The organism is Planococcus glaciei (assembly GCF_900099655.1).
Lineage (GTDB): Bacteria > Bacillota > Bacilli > Bacillales_A > Planococcaceae > Planococcus > Planococcus glaciei.
On sequence record NZ_FNDC01000009.1, the window covers coordinates 144,688 to 167,255 of the forward strand.

The following is a 22,568-nucleotide window of genomic DNA, read 5'->3' on the forward strand; positions in this document are numbered from 1 at the left end:
CCTCCAGTTATTTCGTGACCATACGGGAAATGACCAAACGCTGGATTTCCTGAGTGCCTTCGTAGATTTGTGTGATTTTCGCATCGCGCATGAAACGCTCAACCGGATAATCTTTCGTGTAGCCGTAGCCGCCGAATACTTGGACCGCTTCAACTGTCACTTTCATTGCCGTGTCGCCTGCCATCAATTTCGCCATCGCGGATTCTTTGCTGTATGGCAATTTGTTCGACTCAAGCCATGCCGCCTGGTACGTCAATAGGCGGGATGCTTCGATAGAAGTTGCCATGTCGGCCAATTTGAATGAAACCCCTTGGTTCGCTGCAATCGGTTTGCCGAACTGCTCGCGTTCTTTTGCGTAGCCGACTGCTGCATCCATTGCGCCTTGTGCAATTCCGACTGCTTGTGCGGCAATTCCGTTGCGGCCGCCGTCGAGTGTCTGCATTGCGATTTTAAAGCCTTGTCCCAGTTCCCCAAGAACGTTTTCTTTTGGCACGCGGCAGTTGTCAAAGATGATTTCAGTTGTCGGGCTTGAACGGATCCCGAGTTTTTTCTCTTTTTTGCCGACCGAGAAGCCTTCAAAGTCTTTTTCAACGATGAACGCTGTCGTGCCTTTGTGTTTAGAAGTTGGATCGGTTACCGCAAATACGATATACGTATCGGCAATGCCGCCGTTTGTAATGAAGATTTTCGATCCGTTCAATACATAGTGGTCGCCGTCTTCGCGCGCAGTCGTTTTCATGCCGCCTGCATCGGATCCCGAGCCTGCTTCCGTCAATCCGTAAGCGCCGATTTTTGTTCCTTCAGCCATCGGACGAAGGTATTTCTGCTTCTGCTCTTCTGTTCCGAATGTGTATACCGGCCAGCCTGCAAGAGATGTGTGGGCAGACAAGACAACGCCTGCTGACGCGTCTACGCGGGACAGTTCTTCAACCGCGATACAGTATGCCAAGTAGTCTGAACCGATGCCGCCGTATTCTTCCGGCCAAGGAATCCCCGTTAATCCAAGTTCCGCCATGTGGTCAAACATCGCGCGGTCAAAACGCTCTTCTTCATCGCGTTCTGCTGCTGTCGGCGCCACTTCATTGTTGGCAAAATCGCGCACCATTTTGCGGATCATTACATGTTCTTCGCTCAATTGAAAATTCATTGTTTTATTCCTCCAATTAGGTAGTGTTTTTAAAATTTTAGTGTCAGAACGCCAAAAGAGCGGAAGCTAACCATCTGATGTGATTGCTTCCTGCTCTCTGTTGGAATCCTTCACAAATATATTTTATTTTAATAATTGCTTGCTGATGACAATGCGCTGGATTTCGCTTGTGCCTTCGTAGATTTCGGTGATCTTGGCGTCGCGGAACAGGCGCTCGACCGGATAGTCTTCTGTGTAGCCATAGCCGCCGAATACTTGGACGGCTTCAATGGCGTTGTCCATGGCCGCTTTGGAAGCGAACAGTTTCGCAATCGACGCTTCTTTGTTGCAGTCTTTTCCTTTTGCGTACAGGTCGGCTGCGTTGTAGACAAGCAGTTTAGCCGCTTCGACTTGTGTTGCCATGTCAGCCAGTTTAAAAGCGATGCCTTGGTTAGCTGAAATCGGTTTGCCGAATTGTTCGCGCTCTTTTGCGTAAGCGACAGCGTATTCGTAAGCCGCTTCTGCAATCCCTAGCGCTTGCGCAGCAATGCCGATGCGGCCGACGTTCAAGTTGGCCATCGCGATGCTGAAGCCTTTGTTTTCTTCGCCTAACAAGTTTTCAGCAGGCACTTTCATGTTGTCGAACGTCAATTGGACCGTTCTGGAACCGTGAAGACCCATTTTCACTTCGTCTTTCCCGATGATCAGCCCTGGGAAATCTTTCTCTACGATAAACGCAGAGATGCCGCGCGTTCCGGCTTCCGGTTTTGTCGAAGCGAACACAATGTATGTATCTGCTTCGCCGCCATTGGTAATAAATACTTTCGAACCGTTTAAAACGTAATGGTCGCCGTTCAGGACCGCTTTTGTTTTCAAGCTTCCTGCGTCTGATCCCGCTGAAGGTTCAGTCAAGGCAAATGCCCCTAAGTATTCCCCGGATGCCAGTTTCGGAATGTATTTTTGAATCTGTTCTTCATTGCCGAAGTTCAAAATCGGGTTGGTGCCGACTGAGGTATGCACGGACAAAATCACGCCGATCACGGCACTCGCTTTTGATAATTCATGAATAGCGATGATGTAGGAAGTGAAATCCATTTCCGAACCGCCGTACTTTTCTGGTGCGGTGATTCCCATCAAGCCAAGTCCTGCCATCTTCTTCAAGATTTCCCGGGGAAATTCCCCTTCTTCCATCCGTTCAATAAAAGGTGTGATTTCTTCTTTGGCAAAATCACGGACCATGTTCCGCATCATTGACTGTTCTTCTGTAAAACGCAAATCCATCGTGGTGCCTCCCATTTTAACTGTATTCATAGAATCCGCGTCCCGTCTTTTTGCCAAGCCATCCAGCTTTTACATACTGGCGAAGCAGCGGGCTTGGGCGGTATTTGCTGTCGCCAAATCCATCGTGCAGCACTTCCATAATGTAAAGGCATGTATCAAGTCCGATAAAGTCGGCCAATTGGAGCGGCCCCATCGGGTGGTTCATGCCGAGGCGCATAATGTCGTCAATCGCTTCTTTGGTTGCTACGCCTTCTTGAAGCGTGAAGATGGCTTCGTTGATCATCGGCATTAAAATGCGGTTTGAGACAAAGCCTGGGAAATCGTTGCACTCTACTGGTGTTTTTGATAATTTCACAGTCATTTCTTCCACTTGTTTGTATACTTCGTCGGTTGTAGCAAGGCCGCGGATGATTTCCACCAGTTTCATCACCGGCACAGGATTCATGAAATGCATGCCGATCACTTTTTCCGGCCGCTTTGTAGCTGCTGCAATTTCCGTAATTGGCAGTGAAGACGTGTTCGAAGCCAGGATGGCATGCTTTGGCGCCACTTCGTCTAGAGTTTTAAAAATGCTGTGTTTGATTTCCATATTTTCGACTGCCGCTTCGATGACGATATCTGCGTCATGCGCGTCTTTTAAATCCAGAGAAGAAGAAATGCGGCCAAGAACAGCCGTTTTTTCTTCTTCCGTCATACGCCCTTTTTCCACATTGCGTGACAGGTTTTTCGTAATTGTCGCGATGCCGCGATCATATGCTTCTTGTTTCATATCATTCAATTTCACATTAAAGCCGGATTGCGCACAAACTTGTGCAATGCCGGAGCCCATTTGTCCGGCTCCGATCACCATTACGTTTTGAATCGCCATTGTCAGTTAGCCTCCTGTTTTGGAACTTCAATCATGATTGCGTCGCCTTGGCCTCCGCCTGAGCAGATGGCTGCGATGCCGATGCCGCCTCCGCGGCGTTTCAATTCATAAGCGAGCGTCAAAATGATGCGGGCTCCGCTTGCCCCGATAGGGTGCCCTAATGCCACCGAACCACCGTTGACGTTTACTTTTTCAGCGTCCAGGTTGGCGATTTGAGAACTTGCCAATGCTACCGCAGCGAACGCCTCATTGATTTCCACCAAATCGATGTCATCCAGCGTCTTGCCTGTTTTCTTCAACAATTCGTTGATGACGATTCCTGGCGTTTCCGGGAAACGGTGCGGTTCAATCGCCACTTCGGTATGCGCTAAGATAGTTGCTAATGCAGGTTTGCCTTCTTTTTGCGCCCGTTCTTCGTTCATCAGGACAAGCGCAACAGCGCCGTCGTTGATGCCAGGTGCGTTTCCGGCTGTGATAGTGCCATCTTTGCCGAAGGCCGGTTTTAATTTCGCCAGCGCTTCGATGGTTGAATTGGCACGCGGGGCTTCATCAAAATCGACTGTGATCGGCTCCCCTTTTTTCTGTGGGATTTCAATTGCGACGATTTCTTCTGCGAATAATTCTTTCGCTTTGACCGCACGCTCGTGCGAACGGGCAGACCATTCATCCTGTGCTTCGCGCGTTAAGCTGAACGCTTCTGCCGTCGAGTTGCCGTAAGTCCCCATGTGGACTTTGTCCGGGTGGAACGAGCAAGACAGTCCGTCATGGACCATCGAGTCAATGATCGGAGCATCGCCCATGCGGAGTCCCCATCGTGCTTTAGGCATAATGTACGGTGCATTCGACATCGATTCCATACCGCCTGCAACAATGACTTCTTCGTCGCCGAGACGGATGATCTGGTCGGCAAGCGTAATGCTGCGCATGCCGGATGCACATACTTTATTGATGGTTTCTGATTTGACGTTATACGGGATTCCTGCTTTTTTCGCAGCCTGGCGCGATGGAATCTGGCCTTGGCCTGCTTGAAGAACATTGCCCATGATGACTTCCTGCACATCTTCCGGCTGAACGCCTGCACGATTCAAAGCTTCTTTGATCGCGACGCCGCCAAGTTCACTTGCGGATAATGTGCTTAAGTTGCCCCCGAATTTCCCGAATGCTGTACGTGCTCCGTCGATAATTACTGTTTTTGCCATGATGTTTCTTCCTCCCTTTGTAAACGTTTTCACCTTTGTGTAAAAAATATATGGGTCTTTCTTTGCTGCTGATGTGGAATGTTGTCTTATCGCAGATAAATTTTCCAGAACGCAGATAAAGTGCTCACGACCGCAGATAAGTTGTTCTGAATCGCAGATAAAACTTTCGGAAAGCAGATAAAGTGCCTGGTCAAAAATTTTAGGCATCGTTTAGTACGCTTGCCTCTGTTTCTGCATCGCTTCACTGCTTCGAAACATGAAAGAACATTGCATCGCTTCGCTAGCTTCGAGAAAGTTACCGACTTTAGAATTAGTGCCGGTAATAACTTTGCTCCTGCATCGCTTCGCTAGCTTCGTCGCAAATTTTATTGGCCGAACCGGTTCTGCCAATAAAATTGACTGAACGCTCGCTCGGTTTTAATTCAAAACAAAAGGGAGCTTTGGACTCCCTTTCATCTTCTTGCTTTATAGTTCCATCTTATAGAATTTTCTCTCTTTTGGCAATTATTATTGAATCGTTGCCGGTTCTAATTGGGCGGTACGGTTGCCGATAACTGCCATTTCAAGCAATTCCGCGACATCGTATGTGCCGACTTTATCTTCGACTTCTTTCGCTTTTGTTCCATCTGACAGCATTGTCAAACAGTACGGACAGCCGGAAGAAATCATCGTCGGGTTGACTTCAAGCGCCTGTTCGGTACGGGCAACGTTGACGCGGTGGCCTGCATCTTCTTCCATCCACATCAATCCGCCGCCGGCTCCACAGCACATGCCGTCTTGGCGGTTACGGACCATTTCGACCAATTCGACGCCTTCGATCGCTTTCAGGATTTCCCGAGGCGCATCGTAAACGTCATTGTAACGGCCGAGGTAGCACGAATCATGGAACGTGATTTTTTCATTTACCGGGAATTGCGGCTTCAAGCGGCCTTCCTGCACCAATTCAAAAAGCATTTCGGTGTGGTGGTAAACTTCCGCTTTAAATCCGAAGTCCGGATACTCGTTTTTAAAGATATTGTATGCGTGCGGATCAATCGTTACGATTTTCTTGACTTCTGCTTTTTCAAATTCTTTGATATTCGCCGTTGCCAGCTCCTGGAACAGGAATTCGTTTCCTAGGCGGCGCGGTGTGTCTCCGGAGTTCTTTTCCTTGTTTCCAAGAATCGCGAATTTCACACCTGCTTCGTTCATCAAACGTGCGAATGAGATGGCAATTTTTTGTGAACGGCTGTCGAATGACCCCATTGATCCAACCCAGAACAGGAATTCGAATTCTTCGCCGGCTTTGTTCATTTCTTTTACTGTCGGGATGCTGACGTCAGGCGCTGCATCTCTCCAGTTTTCTTTTTCCTTGCGGTTAAGGCCCCATGGATTGCCCTGCTTTTCGATGTTGGTCATCGCACGCTGAGCATCTTTGTCCATTTTCCCTTCCGTCATAACCAAATAACGGCGAAGATCGATGATTTTATCCACGTGTTCGTTCATTACCGGACATTGGTCTTCACAGTTGCGGCAAGTTGTGCACGCCCAGATTTCTTCTTCTGTGATGACGTCTCCGATCAGGCTCGGGCTGTAGAGTTCATCGATGCTGATTCCTTCAGCACCGGCAGCCATCGCCAACTGGTTGCCTTTTGTATTGTTGAACGCCATTGCAGGCACCCAAGGTTTTTGGCGGGTCATTACTGCACCGGTATTCGTTAAGTTGTCGCGAAGTTTGGTAATCAAATCCATCGGCGACAGCATTTTTCCTGTGCCGGTAGCCGGACACATGTTTGTGCAGCGTCCGCATTCCACGCAAGCGTAGAAATCGATCATTTGAGACTGGCTGAAATCCGTGATTTTGCCGACACCGAATGACGGCATGGCATCTTCATCTTCTTCGTCTTCCATTTCTTCAAAGTTGATCGGCTTTAAGCGGCCGACATGGTCCACTCGGTGGAACCATGTATTGACCGGTCCAAAAATCAAGTGCGCGTGCTTCGATTGCGGCACGTAAACCAGGAATGTTAATAGGAACAAAAGATGCGCCCACCACATAACGTAGAAAATAGCGGCTGCTGCAGTTGCAGGAAGCCCAGAGAACAATGTGGCAAATACCGATGCGACCGGTTCAGTCCAAGCAGTTTCATGGCCTTGCCAAATCATCCCTGCGCCGTTTCCGACAAGAACGGAAACCATCAAGCCGCCGATAAAAATCAGCACCAAGCCAGATTTCCAGCCGCGCTTCAAGCGGACAAGTTTTTCAATGTAGCGTCTGTAGAATGCCCAAACGACAGCGACCAAGATGGTCAGCGTCACAATTTCCTGGAAGAATGTAAAGGCCGGGTAAAGCGGTCCGAGCGGCAAATGCGCTCCTGGAACCAAACCTTTGATAATGAAATCAATGGCACTTGCCTGTACCAGCAAGAACCCGTAGAAGAACATCACGTGGATCGTCCCGCTCTTTTTGTCTTTCATTAATTTCTTTTGGCCAAAGACGTTGACCATGACTTTACGGAAACGTTCTTTGAAGTTTTCTTCAAACTCCACTTTCTTGCCGAGCTTTATGAAATCATACCTGGTTTTCAGCAAATACAGAAACAGGTACACTGCATAAAACGTGATCGCAAGAAACAACACCCAGTTTGCTATGAGCAATGGCTCCATTATGATATCCCCCTTGTGTTTGTAAATTCCAAAAATTCCTTATACAAAGTCTACGTGACTGATAAAAGATTGTCGATACTATGTTCTATAATAAATATGAATGAGCATTCAGTCAATAGATAATATGAAAGGGTTTACAATTTTTATTATATACAAGATCAGACCCAAATAAACCCTGTAATCAGCAAGTTTGCTTATAAAATGCCGCTGAACGATCATAGGCTCTCGCTAAATGCCCATAGATTCCCTCTGATTGATCATAGCCGCCGAATAGCTGCTCATAGAATAAATGGCCGCAAAAAAACACCACTCAACGTGGTGTTTCAGTCTCTAAAGAATATACATATGTACCAAAATGCTGCTTCACCGCTTCACTCTGCTCCGGCCGGACGCCGATGAGCACGCAGCTTGCGGGCCCTCCGGAAATTTCCGAGTCGACTTCTTCCAACAAATCCAGCTTTCGTCTCAGAAGCCGTTCTGCCTCGCTGGCGATCCCTTTTGAACCGACTGGCCAGACCCGTTCAATGATGCCTTTGTTCAGCGCATCATAGATTTTCCTGACGTCTGCAATCTGTTCACTTTTATCCAGCACATCCGGCCCCACCAGCGGCTTTCCATAAATAAACCACTGCAGGCCCTCAGCAGGAAGTTCTCTTTTTTGCCGTCCAAGCATCGTTACCGCTATCCCTGATTGCAAAGTCGGCATATTCGTTTCAGAACTTCCGGCAAGCTGCGGCATTTCGATGCCGATTTCTTCAAATTGTTCCTTGATTCCTTCGACGTAGCGATTCCACTGAGCTTCGCCGCTGAAATTATGCAGCAGAATCACTTCCGGTTCGCTTCCGGCTGCCCATTGTTCAAGCAGTGCGACCCGCGCCGCAAATTTAGCTGTTACCCGGTCCGGCGCGGCCACCGCGTCCTGCGTTTTTTCTCCAATGGCGGCGGAATTGTCGGATGTGATCACCCATTCGCCGATTTTCAGTTCGTGGCGCATTACCAGACCTTCTCTCCGACTTTATTCATAAACGGCATAACGATAGCCGCTCCCGCTGCATTGATTGATGCGGCCACCAGTAATCCTGGGACGGATACATAGAAAAATGCCGGAGACAATAAGAAGTAAAACGGGATAGCCGCAAGCACTCCGTTGCAAAGAACGAACACCGGCCATTTCAAGACGTTTTTGCCTGCCGCGTGCAATTTGGCGAAAATCCAGACCGCCGCCCACATTTCAAGCGCAATGATGAGATGGAACGGGCCAAGCGGCATACCGCCGAACAAGGCGGAAATCAAATGGCCGAGTACCGCGACCGTTCCGGCAAGCGGCGCTGACAGGAACAGCACTGCCACCAATGCCGGCAGGGAATCGAGTGCAATTGAAGCAACACCGAGCGGAATTTTGATCATGCCGCCAACAGCCGCTAAGCTGATGAACAAAGCAGCTAATGTAATTTTTTGGGTCGATAACTTAGTCATTCTTCTTCGCCCGTCCACCGTTCTTGAACACTTTCGCACTTCGTACATATTCATTGTCCTGAACGCCGACACGGGAATTGGCAACGCGCGCGGCCGCGAACAGATAATCCGACAAGCGGTTTAAATAGCGCTGGACGACCATCGGGAACTCTTCTCCCGCTTTGGCCAAAGTCACCGTCTGGCGCTCTGCCCGGCGTGTAATCGTTCGGGCGATATGGAGCGTCGCTGCTGCCGGTGAGCCGCCTGGCAAAATAAAGCGTTCCAATAACGGCGGTTCGTCCATCAAATCATCGATGCGTGATTCCAGCACTTCAACCGGCTCTTCGGTCATTTTATACTGAGGTTCTTTGCGGACATCTGCCAAATCGCCGCCGCAATCAAACAACTCATTTTGGATCGCTTCCAGGTCGGCCAGCAAATCGGGAAACTTCTCCGGATCGAGTTCCGTCATCGCTTTGCCGATAAACGAGTTGACTTCATCAATGGTGCCGTATGCTTCAACGCGCGGTGCATCTTTGTCCGTGCGTGCCCCAATTAAACTTGTTTGCCCTTTGTCACCGGTTTTCGTGTAAATTTTCATGTCCATCCGCTCCTTTGATTGTTTGTGGTATGCCGTACCAAATCCGTGTCACTTGCTCTGCTCTTTTGAAAAGCTCTTGATACAGCCGTCCGATGACGTCGCGCAGCTGCCGTTCCAGTGGATCCACCGGAACGATGCCCCGGTTCATATCGGTCAAAATCCAGAGCTGGCGGTTGAACGGCTGTTTGCAAACCGCTTGACCTACCAGATTCCGGATCCTTTGTTCGTCCATCCCGTTTTCGAGCTGTGCTCTTACCCATTCTTCCAGTCCAGCAACAACAACAAACGGCGCCGTTTCGTCCGGCAATTTGCCTTCCAGCCAGACGTGTTCACGATTTCCAACCAATTTTTTTACCCATTGGCGTTTGCCATTAAAGGCTCCACCGAACACGATATGCATGGCACTCCCTCCTCAAATGCTTCTCGGTCTTCCCAAACGAGCGTATAACAATGCCCATGGAGTGCAGTTTGCTGCCTGAAGTTCTGCCCGCTGGCTTTTGCTAATAAATACCGGATCGGTCCACCGTGGGCGACAATATAAAACTCATTTCCTTTTGGGAGAGCTTGTAGTGCCAAGTCCACTCGCTTCATAACGTCAGCAAGGCTTTCCCCTCCAGGCGGCGCTAAGTCGATCGGATTGTCAATCCAGTCCCGGTAGCGCTGATCCCTGCTCAATTCATCATACGTTCTCTTTTCCCATTCGCCAAAATGGCATTCCCGAAAGCCCGGATCCGCATGATAATCAGCATTTGGAAAAAGATGTTCGGCGGTTTGCCGGCAGCGCAGCAAGTCGCTGCCCCAGACGTTTTGGACGTTAGGGCGTCCATTTGTCGAAAAAGGCAGCACCGCTTCATCGGTCCAGCCGATGTATTGTTTTAAGCCATTCCCTCTTGTCGGCGCGTGGCGGATCAGATGAAGAATAAAAGCACGGTCCATAAAAGCAGTTCAGCCCCTTCTATATAAGCTCCGAACAAGTCGCCGGTCACTCCGCCAAATTGGCGCAAGCACCATTTCCGGTAAACCCAGAGTACGAACAGGAAACTCAAAAGAATAACAGCAGCCGGCACAAGCCCTATCCAATAAATCAGCAGGCCTGCGCTAATCAACAAATACAGGCAAGCAGCGAACAGCAGCCACTTAACATCCGCTCGCTGGCGGAAAAAAGAAGCGAGTCCGTTGTTTTTGGCGCTTTGGGTTGTACTAAACAGTAATAGCAGGCCTGTTCTCGACAGCACAGGTGTGAGAATGAGCACAACAAGCGGCAATTCATCAATCAGTTCGGCCGCAACAATGATTTTGCCGAGAACTGCGAATAGCAGGACCATTGTTCCGAAAGCCCCAATTCGCGGATCGCCCATGATTTCCAGGCGCCGCTCTCTGTCCTGATAAGAGAAATAGGCATCGCCCACATCGGCAAGGCCGTCCAAATGCAAACCGCCCGTCGCTGCCGCTAAAAATAAGACCACTAGAAAAGCTGCAAGCAGCGGGCTCGCTTCCGTATAGTCTCTTAGGATAAAAACGATAAACAGAGAAGCGCTGCCCAGCAAAGCCCCCAACAAAGGCAAGGCTGCATACATCGCGGTGACGTCTTTCTTTTCGAGCGGCAATTCTTTCCTTACCGGCACTACCGAAAAAAATTGAAAAACCAAAGCGATTCCATTGGTGAGATGCTGCATCATGGTTTCGCCTCCATCAGCTCTTCGACCGCTTGCCAGTTGATATGCCGCTTTACATGCTGCGCCCAAGCAGCGTATCGGTCAATCTCCTCCGAAACGGTTGGCTCGGAAAGATTTTTTGCTTTTCGCAGCGGCTTAAGAAAAGCATGCCTGAATTCCTGTTGATCAAAAAGGCCATGGAGATGCGTGCCGAGAATCCGGTCCTTCCGATAACCTTCACTGCCGTTTTCATACTGAATCAGTGGCGGAAATACACTGTTGCAACGGCCGGTGTGAATCTCATAGCCTTCTACCGGGACATCGACTTCTTCTAAACTGGCCATCCCTTTGCGCCGCTGGACAAACTTCTCTTCTGTAAAATATGTCTTCATTCCAGGCACTAAGGCTAAGCCTTGTTCAACGTCCACTTTAAGGCCATCATGCCCAAACGGGTCGGACAACTGTTGCCCGAGCATTTGAAATCCTCCGCATAAACCGACAATCCATGTTTCTTCCGGCAGCGCTTTTAACGCTTCTTCAAGCTGTTGGCCTTTCCAATAGCGCAGATCGGCAATGGTGCTTTTCGTTCCTGGAAGAATCACGGCGTCCGGTTGGCCGATATCCTTAACAAGCTCCACCCAGCGTACCGATACATCCAACTCCTTTAACAAAGCTTCAATATCCGTAAAGTTCGACAAGTAAGGATGCTTTAAGACCACAATATCAATCGGACGCTGCGAAAATGTTTTGGCCAGTTCACGGACTCCAAGTGAATCTTCCTGTTCGATGCCATGCTCCGGCAAATAGGGAATTACGCCAAGAACCGGAATCCCTGTATACGATTCCAAAAAAGCGACTCCGTCTTCAAAAAGCCGGAGGTCTCCGCGGAATTTATTGATCAGCAGCCCTTTTACCCGTTCGGGTTGAGGCATCAATGCCAAGGTACCGACGATTGAAGCGAAAACGCCGCCGCGCTCAATATCTGCTACCAGAATCACGGGAACGTCCGCGCGTTCGGCAACCGCCATATTGACCAGTTCCCGGTCGTTCAAATTCACTTCCGCCGGACTGCCTGCGCCTTCGATGACAAGATGGGTGAAGTCTTGCGACAGATTCATAAGCGCCTGATCGATCGCCTTCAGGCCTTGCTCATAAAAATGCTGGCGGTAATCCATGCCATCCATAGCGGACAGCTTTTTGCCAAACAGCACGACTTGCGATTTCATGTCATTTTCCGGTTTTAACAGAATCGGATTCATATTGACGGTTGCCACAATTCCTGCTGCTTCAGCCTGGACGCCTTGTGCCCGGCCGATTTCTTCACCCCATATCGTAACGTAAGAGTTGTTCGACATGTTTTGGGATTTGAACGGCGCTACCCGATAGCCCTCTTCAGCCATGATTCGGCAAAAGGCCGTACAAATCATGCTTTTTCCGACATCCGATGAAGTTCCTTGCACCATGATTCCCTGCATTCCATCACTTCCTTCTGTAAGCCACTCCATTTTCCACTTCATATGCCTGATCTGACTGGTCAACGAGCCAAAAATGAATCCGGCCAAGCCATTGCTGATACGTCCGGTCGCGGATGAAATCGTCCAGCACTTCATTCGATACGATGACGAACAGCTTGGTGCGGTTCCGGATTTGTCCGATCGTCTTTTGCAAATCCGACCATTTTTGTTCCATGCAGTCTTGCCGGTCCACACAAGGATTCTCCTGTTCCCAGCCTTCGTATAATTCATTGGCAAGCCAAGTGGTGGCGCAGTCCCATAAAACGGCATCTTCTGGAGCGATTTGCGGAACCGCCCGTTCCAACTGGAGCGGCTGTTCAATCGTATGCCAGCCGTGTTCTTTCCTGTCATCGCGGTGGCGCTGAATCCGTTCTGCCATTTCTGCGTCATTTGCCCGTCCGCTCGCAAGGTACACTTTCCTCTTGGCAGGTGTTTCACGGATCAGCCCTTCTGCCCAGGCACTTTTCCCGCTTCTAACCCCGCCGCTGACGAAAATCAATTGTCCTGCAGCCACTGGGCAATCGCTCCTCTCAGTTCTTCCATCTGATCGGCCGATTTCATACCGACGCGGAACCACTGGCCATCCATGCCGCGAAACGATTTCGTGTGGCGGAGCACAATTCCTTTAGCTAACAGCTCCTCGAAAAAGCGGACTGCATCTTTTTCATGCGGCAGCCGGAATGCCAGAAAGTTCGCCGAAGAATCCGTCATTTGGCAACCGTTTCCGGTTAAAAAACGCACCATTTTGTTTCGTTCTGCTACCGCTTCTTTTACGACCTGATTCCGGTAAGCTTGTTCTTTGAAACAGCCTGCACCGATATGGGACGAAATGGCATTGACGTTCCAATGGGCAGCGCCTTGTTTCAATTCACCCAGTATCCCCGGTTCACCAAGTGCATAGCCGAGGCGAAGTCCCGGAATGGCGTACATTTTCGTCATTGAGCGGACAATGATGACATGCGGCAAGGATTTCTGCAGCGGAATCAGTGAAAATTCCTCTCCGGCGAAATCGATAAACGCTTCATCGAGCACCAGCTCACAGCCCGCTTCGGCACAGGCTTCCGCTATTGCCAACAGTTCAAATTGCTGCAGAAGCCGGCCCGTAGGATTGTGAGGATTGCAGATGTAAACGGCGGCGCTGCCTTTGGCGGCTTTTGCGACCTGTTCAATATCAAGGCGCCAGCCGTTTTCTTCGGTTAACTGGACCGTTTTGATTTCCGCGCCTTCCGCTTCCAGTGTTTTACGGTATTCGGAAAAAGCGGGTTCAATCAGTACAACACGCTTTCCGCGGTAACGGCGGGCCAGCCAGGTAAAAATCTCTGCTGCGCCGTTTCCGGCAATCACCCGGTCCGGCTCCACTTCATGGTAATGGGCTGCCGCACTCCGGAACGGTTCGCCGTCCGGGTCCGGATAAGAAGTGATGAGGTTCTGCAGCGACTGCCAGCTTTCCTTGATAAAAGCCGGTGGCCCGAACGGATGGACATTTTCGCTGTAATCCAAAATCCTTAGTGGACGCTCAATTCCTATCTTTTTATATAAACGCTGCGGGTTCGCCCCGTGGTCAGGCAAGTTCAAGAATCAGCCCTCCTATAGCAAAAAGGATAAAAAAACAAATTGTCGCGATGTGCATATGGCGAACGGCGCCTTTAATATGCCGTGCCTGTAGTGCGTAAACCGGTGTTCCCATACGGGCACGGACCGATTGGATCCCTTTGTATGTATTGACGCCGCCCAATTGAATACCCAATTGGACAGCCGTAGCGGCTTCGAGCCAGCCACTGTTCGGGCTTGGATGTTTTCGAGCATCCTGAGCCCATTCCCGGAAACGCTGACGCAAGGTCAGTCTTCTTTCATTGCGTGTTGCCAGCAGAATAATCGCACCTGTTAAACGGCTCGGGATGAAGTTCAACACATCATCCAAGCGCGCCGAGGCAAAGCCAAACTTTGAAAATTCTTCGTTTTTATAGCCCACCATCGAATCGCAGGTATTGATGGCCTTATACAGCCAAAGCCCTGGCGCACCCAGCAAAAAAGCCCAAAAAAGCGGTGCTGTGACGCCATCGCTTGTGTTTTCCGAAACGGTTTCCACTACGCCGCGTGTAATTTCGCTTTCATCCAGATAGGCGGTGTCCCGGCCGACGATCCAGGACAGTTTTTCCCGGGCCAGGCTCCAGTCTTTATTGACTAAAGGCTGATAGACCTCTTCCGCTGCATCACCCAGGCTTTTTTGTGCAAGACCTGCAGCAATTAAAACCGTCTCGACGAGAAAACCGAAACTCCAGTGAATGGCAGCGGCTCCGGCAACCAGCAAATAGCTTCCTGCAAAAGCGCTAGCAGCAACAATGGCCACAAGCCCAAAACCGTTACGAAAAGCATGAGATCCGTGATTCCATTTTTTCGTCAATTTTGCGATGAGTGTTCCGAGCCAGCGCACCGGATGCGGCCAATTTGGCGGATCCCCGATGATGCGATCGAGGAGCAAGCCACAGCCAATCGCCAGAATATGGCTTACCATGCTTTTTTCCTCTCCCGGTACAATTCAATCGCCTTGACTGTACATTCGTAAACGCCGCTGCCGATCAGTTTGCCAAGTTCCGTAATCGGACCGGCATACGGCAAGTGTTCCCCTTGCTGGGTCGCGGCAACGAGGATGCTGTCTGTCGATGTCCCTGTGGCCAAACTGCCGGTCAAGGGATCTGTCACTTGTTCCTCGTGAAGCGCTTTCGTTTTTGCTTCTGTGGCCGTGATCATCGCCTGGATAAAGGCTTCATCCGATAAATTGCCGTTGACCATAATCCAGGTATTGATGGTCCCAACCCGAACCTCTCGTTCGAGTGCTTTTGAAACGTCCACTGCATTGCCCACTCCAGCTGTTACAGCAATGACAACCGAACCAAATGGCGCTTCGTATTCTTTTACAATGGCATCTTCTGTCCGGACGGCCGTCATCATGCCGACCGTATCTGTCGTTTTAAATCCGAGCTCTTCAATAAATCCCGACATTTCGATGAAGCTATTATCAATATTGTAAGTCATGTCGACGTGGCGATTGATAAAGGTGCGGAACCAGCCCGCTCCTGCATTGATTACCGCTGAAGAAACCGTCTTTAAAGGTGTCTGGCTTTGAAACAGCACCATCTGAGGCGATAGGATAAAGTCGCTGGCACGTATCGTCGTTTCCGCCGCTTGCCGGCTGACTCCCGGCAGCAAAGTCACTTGCGGCTTCGGCAATTCCGGATGCGGATAGTTGCTGATGCGCGTCTGGTAAACCGCTTCAATGTCCTCTTCCCGTACCACTTCATGCGGCTCGCCCATCCGGACAATGCGCCCTTCATCAAGCAGCAGCAGCTGATCGCAGTAGATAGAAGCAATATTGATGTCATGGAAGATGGAGACGATCGTCAATTCTTTTTCGATCGCCTGCTTTTTAATGGTATCAAGCAATTCTTTTTGGTGATTGATGTCCAAATGGTTGGTCGGTTCATCCAGCAGGAGGATTTTCGCGTTTTGCGCCAAGGCCTGTGCGACAAATACGCGCTGCTGTTCCCCGCCGGACAATTGGTCGATCAATGTATTTTCGTAATGCGTGATATTCATCAAGCGCATCGCCTCTAGAACCGCCTGTTCGTCTTCATCCGACCAGGAGGAAAACCAGCCGCTTTGGTGCGGATAGCGGCCAAGCGATACGGTTTCACGAACGGTATGCGAAAAAGCATGGGCATGGAGCTGGGGGAGCACCGCCATTTGCTTGGCCAGTTCCTTAGCGCCGAAGTCAGCAAGCGATTTGCCTTCGATTTCAATCTTACCGTTCTTAGCCGGCAAGATGCCGCTCATCAATTTCATCAACGTGGACTTCCCGCTGCCGTTTGGCCCTAAAATGCCAAGAATCGACCCTTTTTCCACTTGGAATGAAATGCTATTGACAATATTTTTTTCTCCATAGCCGCCGACCAGTTCTGTAATGTTGAGCATGTTATTTCCCTCCCTTGCGCTGCCGGAAAAAGATGAATGCAAAGACCGGTGCCCCGATAAATGCGGTAATGACGCCGATCGGCAATTCTGTCGGCGAAATGATGGTGCGCGATACCAAGTCGCAGATGATCAATAAAGCCGCACCGTTAATAAACGACAACGGCAATACGTGGCGGTGGTCCGAACCCCAGACGAGGCGCGTCATATGCGGAACGACCAAACCGACAAAGCCGATTGTGCCCGAAACGGCCACTGCCGAACCGGTCAGCACGGAGCCGCTGATTAAAATCATCAGTTTGCTCTTTTTCACATCGACCCCTAAATGCTGGGCGCGTTCTTCCCCGAACAGCATGGCATTCAGCTCACGACGCTGCAGCCACAATAAAAACGAACCGATCAGCATAAATGGCAGAGACATCTGGACATACGGCCAGCCGCGCATCGACACGCTGCCAAGCAGCCAGCCGATAATTTGGCGCAGTTCTTCTCCTGTAAGTGCAATCATCAACGAAATGACCGAACCGAGAAAAGAACTGAAAATGATTCCGGTCAAGATGACCGTTTCCATTTTCATTGACCGGTCGACCAGTTTGGCGAATGACATGACCGCAAACATGGTCGCCAAAGCGCCAAGCATGCTCATGACAGGCAATGTATAGTTTCCTAAAAACGGGACTGAAATACCGAAAAAGAGCGTCATAACGGCGCCGACTGAGGCGCCGGATGACACTCCTAAAGTGTAGGGATCGGCCAATGGGTTTTTCAGCAAGCCCTGGAAAGCCGCTCCGGCAATCGCCAGCGAGGCTCCCACGAGGCCAGCCAAAACCACGCGAGGCATTCGGATGTTCCATAAAATATTGGCAGCTGTTTCATCCGATTTTGGATTCCACAGCACTTCCGGTGAAATCGTCACTGTTCCGACCGTCACTCCCAGCAGTACAGCCCCTCCCAAAAGGATGAAAGAGACAATGTATGCAAGGCTGTTTTTATTCACTGAAGACCTCCGGGTAAATCGCTTGCGCCATTTCCATCAAGCCTTCTGTCAATCTCGGGCCGGAACGGGTAACTTTATCTGAATCCACATTGTATACCGCATCTTCTTTAACAGCTGCCACTTCCGCAAATCCGTTGCGGGCTTTGATTTTTTCCACAGCATCCGGGACATAAGCTCCTTCTGTCGAAATGATGACGTCGGGATTTTTCTCAACAATGGCTTCCGGGTCCATGCTGACCCAGCCTTTCAATTCCCCTGCCGTATTTTCAGCGTTGAGGATATCCAGCATCTCGTCGATGAATGTGCCGCTTCCGGTCGTGTAAATTTCGGGGCTGCTTCCGACTTCAACAAATACTTTTTTCGGTTCTTTGATGGTGCTCGCTTGTTCTTCGATTTCATCCACTTGGGCTTCCATTTCCGAGACAAGGGCATCTGCTTCTTCCATGGCACCGGTTGCCTGGCCGATTACAGAAAACGTTTCATACACTTCATCAAAATTCTGCGCATCTGAAACAACATAAACTGCAAGCCCAGCATCCCGCAATTGCTGGATGCCGGCTTCACCGACGCCAAGCCCGCCTTCATGGGACAGCACCAGGTCCGGCTGCAGGCTGATGATTTTTTCAACATTGAATTCCTGTCCGCCGATTTTCTCAATACTTGCCGCTTCTTCCGGATAATTGTCAAAATCGGTTACTCCGACGATTTTCTCGCCCATGCCAAGTTCATAAATAATTTCTGTGTTGGACGGCATCATCGATACGATGGCTTCCGGTTCCGCTTCGATGACCACTTCCTCACCGGTTGCATCCTTCATCGTCACAGGGAATTCCACTTCCGCGACTTCTTTTGGCGTATCGACCGGCGTTTCTTCCGTTTCCCCCGTCGGCGCTTCCTGATCTCCACATCCTGCGAGCAGCATCGCTGCCAACCCTGCACTTGCCCCAAACTTCCAGTACTTCTTCATGATGTATTCCTCCAATTGTGTAATCGTAAAAAAAGAAAAGACCTCCCGCTATGCTGCAGGAGGTCTAAAAGGACGACATAAAAACGTGTGCATCCAAGCCGGTCCTCGCAGGCTTAATGGGCGTTGTCGCAAAGGCAGGTCTCCTGGCTCGTGATCACGGCGAACTGCACCTTCCCAAAGCGTTGCTTCAGTGGCTTTTTGCAGATTGCTCTCACATACAGTGGCGGGACCGCGCCGGAATCAAACCGGCTTCCCTTTTAACTCATGTTCTTAGACATAAGCACCTTTACGAATGAAGTATTCAGTTAATTAATACTAGTATACACCAAATTCTATTGGTGTATCTTACATTTTGTCAGGAGCCGAAACACCAACAAGTCTTAAGGCATTTGCCAAGGTCGTTTTAACGCCTGTAATCAAAGCGAGGCGTGCGCCTGTCAGTTCGGCATTGGACGCATCCAGGACTTTATTGGCGTTATAGAAGCTGTGGAAATGCGCCGCCAATTCATGGATATATGTGGTGATGCGGTGAGGCGCACGCTGTTTTGCAGCATCTGCCACCACTTGCGGGAAATCACCGATTTTCTTCAGGACATCGATTTCTTTTTCAGAAGTCAATAATTCCAGGTGATCTGTTGATGCTGTCAACCCTTGTTCTTCTCCCTGGCGCAGGATCGAGCAGATGCGGGCATGCGCATACTGCGAGTAGTAAACCGGGTTTTCATTGGACTGCGATACGGCAAGATCCAAATCAAAGTCCATATGTGTATCGCCTGAACGCATCGCAAAGAAATAGCGGACCGCATCAAGGCCGACCAATTCAACCAATTCACGCATTGTCACCGCTTTGCCGGTACGTTTGCTCATCTTCATTTTCTCGCCGTCTTTGTACAATTGGACCATTTGGATGATGCTCACTTCAAGCGTATCGCGGTCATAGCCAAGCGCTTCGATTGCCGCTTTCATGCGCGGAATGTAGCCATGGTGGTCAGCGCCCCAAATATTGATCAATTTGTCGAAGCCGCGGGACAGTTTATCTTCATGGTAAGCAATGTCCGGAAGCAAGTATGTGTAGGATCCGTCATTTTTGATCAAGACGCGGTCTTTGTCGTCGCCGAATGTTGTCGAACGGAACCAAGTAGCGCCGTCTTCTTCAAAAATATGGCCATTTTCACGAAGCTTATTCAATGCAACGTCAATTTCGCCTTTTTCGTACAAAGAAGTCTCCGAGAACCAGACGTCAAACTCAACGCGGAAATCCGCCAGGTCTTTCTGCAATTTCGCCAGTTCCACTTTCAAGCCGTGCTTGCGGAATGCATCGAAACGTTCTTCTTTTGTCAGATGGACGAATTTATCGCCGTGCTCTTTCACTAATTCTTCCGCGATGTCTTTAATGTCCTGGCCGCGGTAGCCGTCTTCCGGCATGTTCAATTCTTCGCCAAGCGCTTCGAAATAACGCGCTTCGATGGACAGCGCCAAATTGTTGATCTGGTTTCCGGCATCGTTGATGTAGTATTCGCGCGATACGTCGTATCCGGCAAGATCCAATAAGTTGCACAGCGAATCGCCGACGGATGAACCGCGGGCATGGCCAAGGTGCAAGTCGCCTGTCGGGTTAGCCGAAACGAATTCCACTTGGATGCGTTCGCCGTTGCTAGAATTGGTGCGGCCGTAGTCTTCTTTTTGCTCAAGCACGGTTTTCACAACATCCAATAGGTAGTCTTTTTTGATGGTGATGTTGATGAAGCCGGGACCTGCAATGTCGACGGTTTCGATGTTCGCCGAATCTTTGTCAATGTTTCCAACAATCGCTTCCGCAATTACGCGCGGCGCTTTTTTCGCTACACGCGTCAATTGCATCGCAATATTGGTGGCATAATCGCCGTTCGCTTTGTCTTTAGGCGACTCCAGGTGAACTTCAATCGGTTCCGGCGATAGCTCCGCTTTTTGAACCGCTTCGCTGATGGCCATTTTAATGTCGTGCTGCACTTTTTCTACTGCATTCATTGGTTTCCCTCCAAAAATTGAATTTCCATTTCGTATTCTCCGACATGAGCGGACCCCATCGCCAAGTCGTACCGGACTTTAAAGCGTGTATCGCTGATCGACAGCTCATGAGCTTTTGTCGTCAGCATAAAGGAACCTTGCTCATTCGTTAAGTTTCCCGTTTGCTCTTTATGTAATAAAAACGGTAGCCGCATCTGCAGGCCGCCGCTTCTCATGATGACTGCTTCGTTTTCGCTGATTTTCACCGTAGTCCGAATCGACAGTTCTTCCAACTGTTCTTCGTATTGCAAATAGCGCCGGTTGTTTTTCACCGTCAGCGTTCCCTGCGACCACAATTCCATCTGCTGATCTTCCACGTCCGGCTGGCGGATGATCGTCGTGAGCTTAATTTTCACTGCTTTTTGCATGCCGCCGCCTCCTTTATCTCACTTTAACGGGCAGTAGGCCCCGCTTTCCTAAGCGGCGGGTCACTGCCCGTTAAAGTCCGATTGGTTCAACTAACAATCAGTGGAAATAAAGAACCTCCCACTGATTGAGTTTCACTTTATGTAATAGCCTTTCCATTATAGCCCGATTTGATGTTCTATTTCAATCACGTTTGCCCTTCAGTTTTTAGGCCATGAAATAAAAAACCACTCGGGTGAGTGGTTTTTCAAACGCTGCTTCTCCGATCGGCTGCTGCGGATCATCGAATATAGGTTTTGACAAATGAAGGGCGCGGGAAAATGTTCGGCTTTTTGTCGATGCCTTCTGAAGTGCCGCGTTTTGCATGCGCATGGTTATAAGCTTGGGACTCTTGCCAATCGGTAAACGATTTTTCGTCTTTCCATAGGGTCAGGATGATGTACGTATCCGAATTGACGGGGCGCAAGACGCGGATGGCTGCGAAGCCCGGCTCTTTTTCCACCATGCCAGCCCGGTTTTGGAAGCGCGACTCAAACAGCTCACGTCCTTCTTCCGTCACCGGAATGTTGTTGAATACTGCGTAAAAGCCGTCGTTGATGTCGCCGACTGCGTTCAATACTTGGTAGGCTTCAAATCCTTGCGGAGCCGCTCCGCCTTCGGATTCAAAAAGCACGGTCGATTCTTCGCCGTCCACCAAATAAATCAGCCGCGCATTTGGCGTCGCTGCGAGAAGCGCTACCCCTTGGTCGCGCTGGCCTGTCCATTTATACAATTCCATTGTCAGCACCTCTTCCAGATTAATAGTCTTTTTTATCTTACCGTTTTTCAATGAAAGATTCTATTTTGGGAGGTTTGTGTCAGCTTTTTGTTGACTTACGAGTAGCCAGAGCGGTTTTACGAGCGAGCAAGCCGGTTTTACGAGCGACTTTCTTATTCTAATGAGCAACTTTCAGGATTTTACGAGCAACTAGAACTCTTTTATGATCAACTAAGCTTTTTCACAGAAAAAAACCGGCCTCGAAAATTCGAGGCCACTGAAAAACCCTATGAAAAAGCACTGAATCTCTGATTTTAGAGTTTCAGTGCTTTTTGTTATATACTGGTGCTAAATTCAAGGAGGGATAATCATGATGCCAGACAGACCATCCATGAAACCGAGTCCTTATGCAGCCTTGTACGATATCGTCATCCCCAAAGACCACATTTTTCGTCGCATCAATGAGTTGGTCGATTTCTCCTTCGTGACAGAAGAACTGACGGAGAAGTACTGTCCTGACAATGGCCGGATGGCCATTCATCCCATTCGCATGTTCAAATACCTGCTGCTGAAAAGTATGAATCCCTTATCAGATGTGGATTTGGTCGAGCGCTCCAAGTATGACCTCTCCTATAAGTTTTTCCTGGATATGGCTCCGGAAGAAGCCGTGATCGACCCGAGTTCGTTAACCAAATTTCGGAAGCTTCGCCTCCAAGATCAAAATCTCTTAGACCTCCTCATTGAAAAGACCATTGCCATTGCGATGGACCTGGATCTTATTGAAACAGGAACCATCATCGTCGATGCCACCCATACCCAATCCCGCTACAACTTGAAAAAACCGCAAGAGATCCTGCAGGATCAGTCCCGCAAATTGCGGAAAACCATTTATTCAGTAAACGAGTCGATGAAAGAACAGTTTCCGAAGAAGAATACAAAAGATGACCTCGAAGCAGAACTCAAGTATTGCAAGGAATTGATTGCTACGATTGAACAGGTTCCAGGCCTGTCGGCCCATCCGAAAATTGGAGAATCGCTTCGCCTGCTGGAAGAAACAGTAGCGGATGACATCGAACAGGTACGCTGTTCTTCGGATGCAGATGCCCGAACCGGGCATAAAA

22 protein-coding genes and 1 riboswitch are annotated in these 22,568 nt (G+C 49.6%); of the genes, 1 reads left to right on the forward strand and 21 read right to left on the reverse strand.

What is annotated here, in order from left to right:
- Nucleotides 1-7: 7 nt before the first annotated feature.
- From BLQ32_RS12165 to BLQ32_RS12265, 21 genes are all read right to left on the reverse strand, one after another.
- Nucleotides 8-1,147, reverse strand: coding sequence for an acyl-CoA dehydrogenase (locus BLQ32_RS12165; protein ID WP_036809723.1), 1,140 nt, complete (start codon nt 1,145-1,147; stop codon nt 8-10).
- 123 nt (nt 1,148-1,270) lie between these two features.
- Nucleotides 1,271-2,407 carry an acyl-CoA dehydrogenase gene (locus tag BLQ32_RS12170; protein WP_074510527.1) on the reverse strand — a complete coding sequence of 379 codons (1,137 nt, stop codon included), beginning with the start codon at nt 2,405-2,407 and terminating at the stop codon, nt 1,271-1,273.
- A 16-nt stretch (nt 2,408-2,423) separates the two neighbouring features.
- Complete coding sequence (locus BLQ32_RS12175) at nt 2,424-3,275, reverse strand: 3-hydroxybutyryl-CoA dehydrogenase (RefSeq protein WP_074510528.1); 852 nt, start codon at nt 3,273-3,275, stop codon at nt 2,424-2,426.
- Nucleotides 3,276-3,277: 2 nt separating this feature from the next.
- A complete protein-coding gene (locus tag BLQ32_RS12180) occupies nt 3,278-4,474 on the reverse strand; it encodes an acetyl-CoA C-acetyltransferase (protein ID WP_036809714.1) in 1,197 nt (398 codons plus the stop codon).
- Nucleotides 4,475-4,981: 507 nt separating this feature from the next.
- On the reverse strand, nt 4,982-7,120 hold the full coding sequence (locus BLQ32_RS12185) for a (Fe-S)-binding protein (protein WP_053167041.1): 2,139 nt from the start codon (nt 7,118-7,120) through the stop codon (nt 4,982-4,984).
- Nucleotides 7,121-7,430: 310 nt separating this feature from the next.
- Nucleotides 7,431-8,114, reverse strand: a complete 684-nt coding sequence (locus BLQ32_RS12190; RefSeq protein ID WP_074510529.1) for an alpha-ribazole-5-phosphate synthase — start codon at nt 8,112-8,114, stop codon at nt 7,431-7,433.
- A complete protein-coding gene (locus BLQ32_RS12195) occupies nt 8,114-8,596 on the reverse strand; it encodes an ECF transporter S component (protein ID WP_074510530.1) in 483 nt (160 codons plus the stop codon). Before BLQ32_RS12195 ends, BLQ32_RS12190 begins: the two co-directional genes overlap by 1 nt.
- On the reverse strand, nt 8,589-9,176 hold the full coding sequence (locus BLQ32_RS12200) for a cob(I)yrinic acid a,c-diamide adenosyltransferase (protein WP_074510531.1): 588 nt from the start codon (nt 9,174-9,176) through the stop codon (nt 8,589-8,591). The genes BLQ32_RS12195 and BLQ32_RS12200 overlap by 8 nt, the downstream gene beginning before the upstream one ends.
- Entirely contained in the window at nt 9,151-9,576 is a 426-nt protein-coding gene (locus tag BLQ32_RS12205; RefSeq protein WP_074510532.1) for a bifunctional adenosylcobinamide kinase/adenosylcobinamide-phosphate guanylyltransferase, read from the reverse strand. Before BLQ32_RS12205 ends, BLQ32_RS12200 begins: the two co-directional genes overlap by 26 nt.
- Nucleotides 9,528-10,112 (reverse strand): histidine phosphatase family protein, encoded by a 585-nt coding sequence (locus BLQ32_RS12210; RefSeq protein ID WP_074510533.1) that lies wholly within the window; start codon nt 10,110-10,112, stop codon nt 9,528-9,530. The genes BLQ32_RS12205 and BLQ32_RS12210 overlap by 49 nt, the downstream gene beginning before the upstream one ends.
- Complete coding sequence (gene cobS / locus BLQ32_RS12215) at nt 10,085-10,855, reverse strand: adenosylcobinamide-GDP ribazoletransferase (protein WP_074510534.1); 771 nt, start codon at nt 10,853-10,855, stop codon at nt 10,085-10,087. The genes BLQ32_RS12210 and cobS overlap by 28 nt, the downstream gene beginning before the upstream one ends.
- Nucleotides 10,852-12,306, reverse strand: coding sequence for a cobyric acid synthase (locus BLQ32_RS12220; RefSeq protein WP_074510535.1), 1,455 nt, complete (start codon nt 12,304-12,306; stop codon nt 10,852-10,854). The genes cobS and BLQ32_RS12220 overlap by 4 nt, the downstream gene beginning before the upstream one ends.
- Nucleotides 12,307-12,310: 4 nt before the next feature.
- Nucleotides 12,311-12,859, reverse strand: coding sequence for a bifunctional adenosylcobinamide kinase/adenosylcobinamide-phosphate guanylyltransferase (locus tag BLQ32_RS12225; protein WP_053167053.1), 549 nt, complete (start codon nt 12,857-12,859; stop codon nt 12,311-12,313).
- A complete protein-coding gene (gene cobD, locus BLQ32_RS12230) occupies nt 12,841-13,920 on the reverse strand; it encodes a threonine-phosphate decarboxylase CobD (RefSeq protein WP_074510536.1) in 1,080 nt (359 codons plus the stop codon). Before cobD ends, BLQ32_RS12225 begins: the two co-directional genes overlap by 19 nt.
- A complete protein-coding gene (cbiB, locus tag BLQ32_RS12235; RefSeq protein WP_074510537.1) occupies nt 13,907-14,860 on the reverse strand; it encodes an adenosylcobinamide-phosphate synthase CbiB in 954 nt (317 codons plus the stop codon). The genes cobD and cbiB overlap by 14 nt, the downstream gene beginning before the upstream one ends.
- Nucleotides 14,854-16,317, reverse strand: a complete 1,464-nt coding sequence (locus tag BLQ32_RS12240) for an adenosylcobinamide amidohydrolase (protein ID WP_074510538.1) — start codon at nt 16,315-16,317, stop codon at nt 14,854-14,856. The genes cbiB and BLQ32_RS12240 overlap by 7 nt, the downstream gene beginning before the upstream one ends.
- A 1-nt stretch (nt 16,318) precedes the next feature.
- Nucleotides 16,319-17,269 (reverse strand): FecCD family ABC transporter permease, encoded by a 951-nt coding sequence (locus tag BLQ32_RS12245; RefSeq protein WP_236058767.1) that lies wholly within the window; start codon nt 17,267-17,269, stop codon nt 16,319-16,321.
- A gap of 34 nt (nt 17,270-17,303) precedes the next feature.
- Nucleotides 17,304-18,278, reverse strand: coding sequence for an ABC transporter substrate-binding protein (locus BLQ32_RS12250; RefSeq protein WP_074510539.1), 975 nt, complete (start codon nt 18,276-18,278; stop codon nt 17,304-17,306).
- Between the two features lie 116 nt (nt 18,279-18,394).
- A riboswitch (cobalamin riboswitch) is annotated at nt 18,395-18,581 on the reverse strand.
- 42 nt (nt 18,582-18,623) lie between these two features.
- Nucleotides 18,624-20,285 (reverse strand): arginine--tRNA ligase, encoded by a 1,662-nt coding sequence (gene argS, locus BLQ32_RS12255; RefSeq protein WP_074510540.1) that lies wholly within the window; start codon nt 20,283-20,285, stop codon nt 18,624-18,626.
- Nucleotides 20,282-20,692, reverse strand: a complete 411-nt coding sequence (locus BLQ32_RS12260) for a YwiB family protein (protein WP_036809668.1) — start codon at nt 20,690-20,692, stop codon at nt 20,282-20,284. Before BLQ32_RS12260 ends, argS begins: the two co-directional genes overlap by 4 nt.
- Before the next feature lie 278 nt (nt 20,693-20,970).
- Complete coding sequence (locus BLQ32_RS12265; protein WP_036809666.1) at nt 20,971-21,468, reverse strand: antibiotic biosynthesis monooxygenase family protein; 498 nt, start codon at nt 21,466-21,468, stop codon at nt 20,971-20,973.
- 349 nt (nt 21,469-21,817) lie between these two features.
- On the opposite strand from BLQ32_RS12265, the gene BLQ32_RS12270 reads away from it, so the two are divergent.
- Nucleotides 21,818-22,568 (forward strand): transposase (locus BLQ32_RS12270; RefSeq protein ID WP_139150542.1); only part of this gene is annotated, 751 nt, incomplete at its 3' end.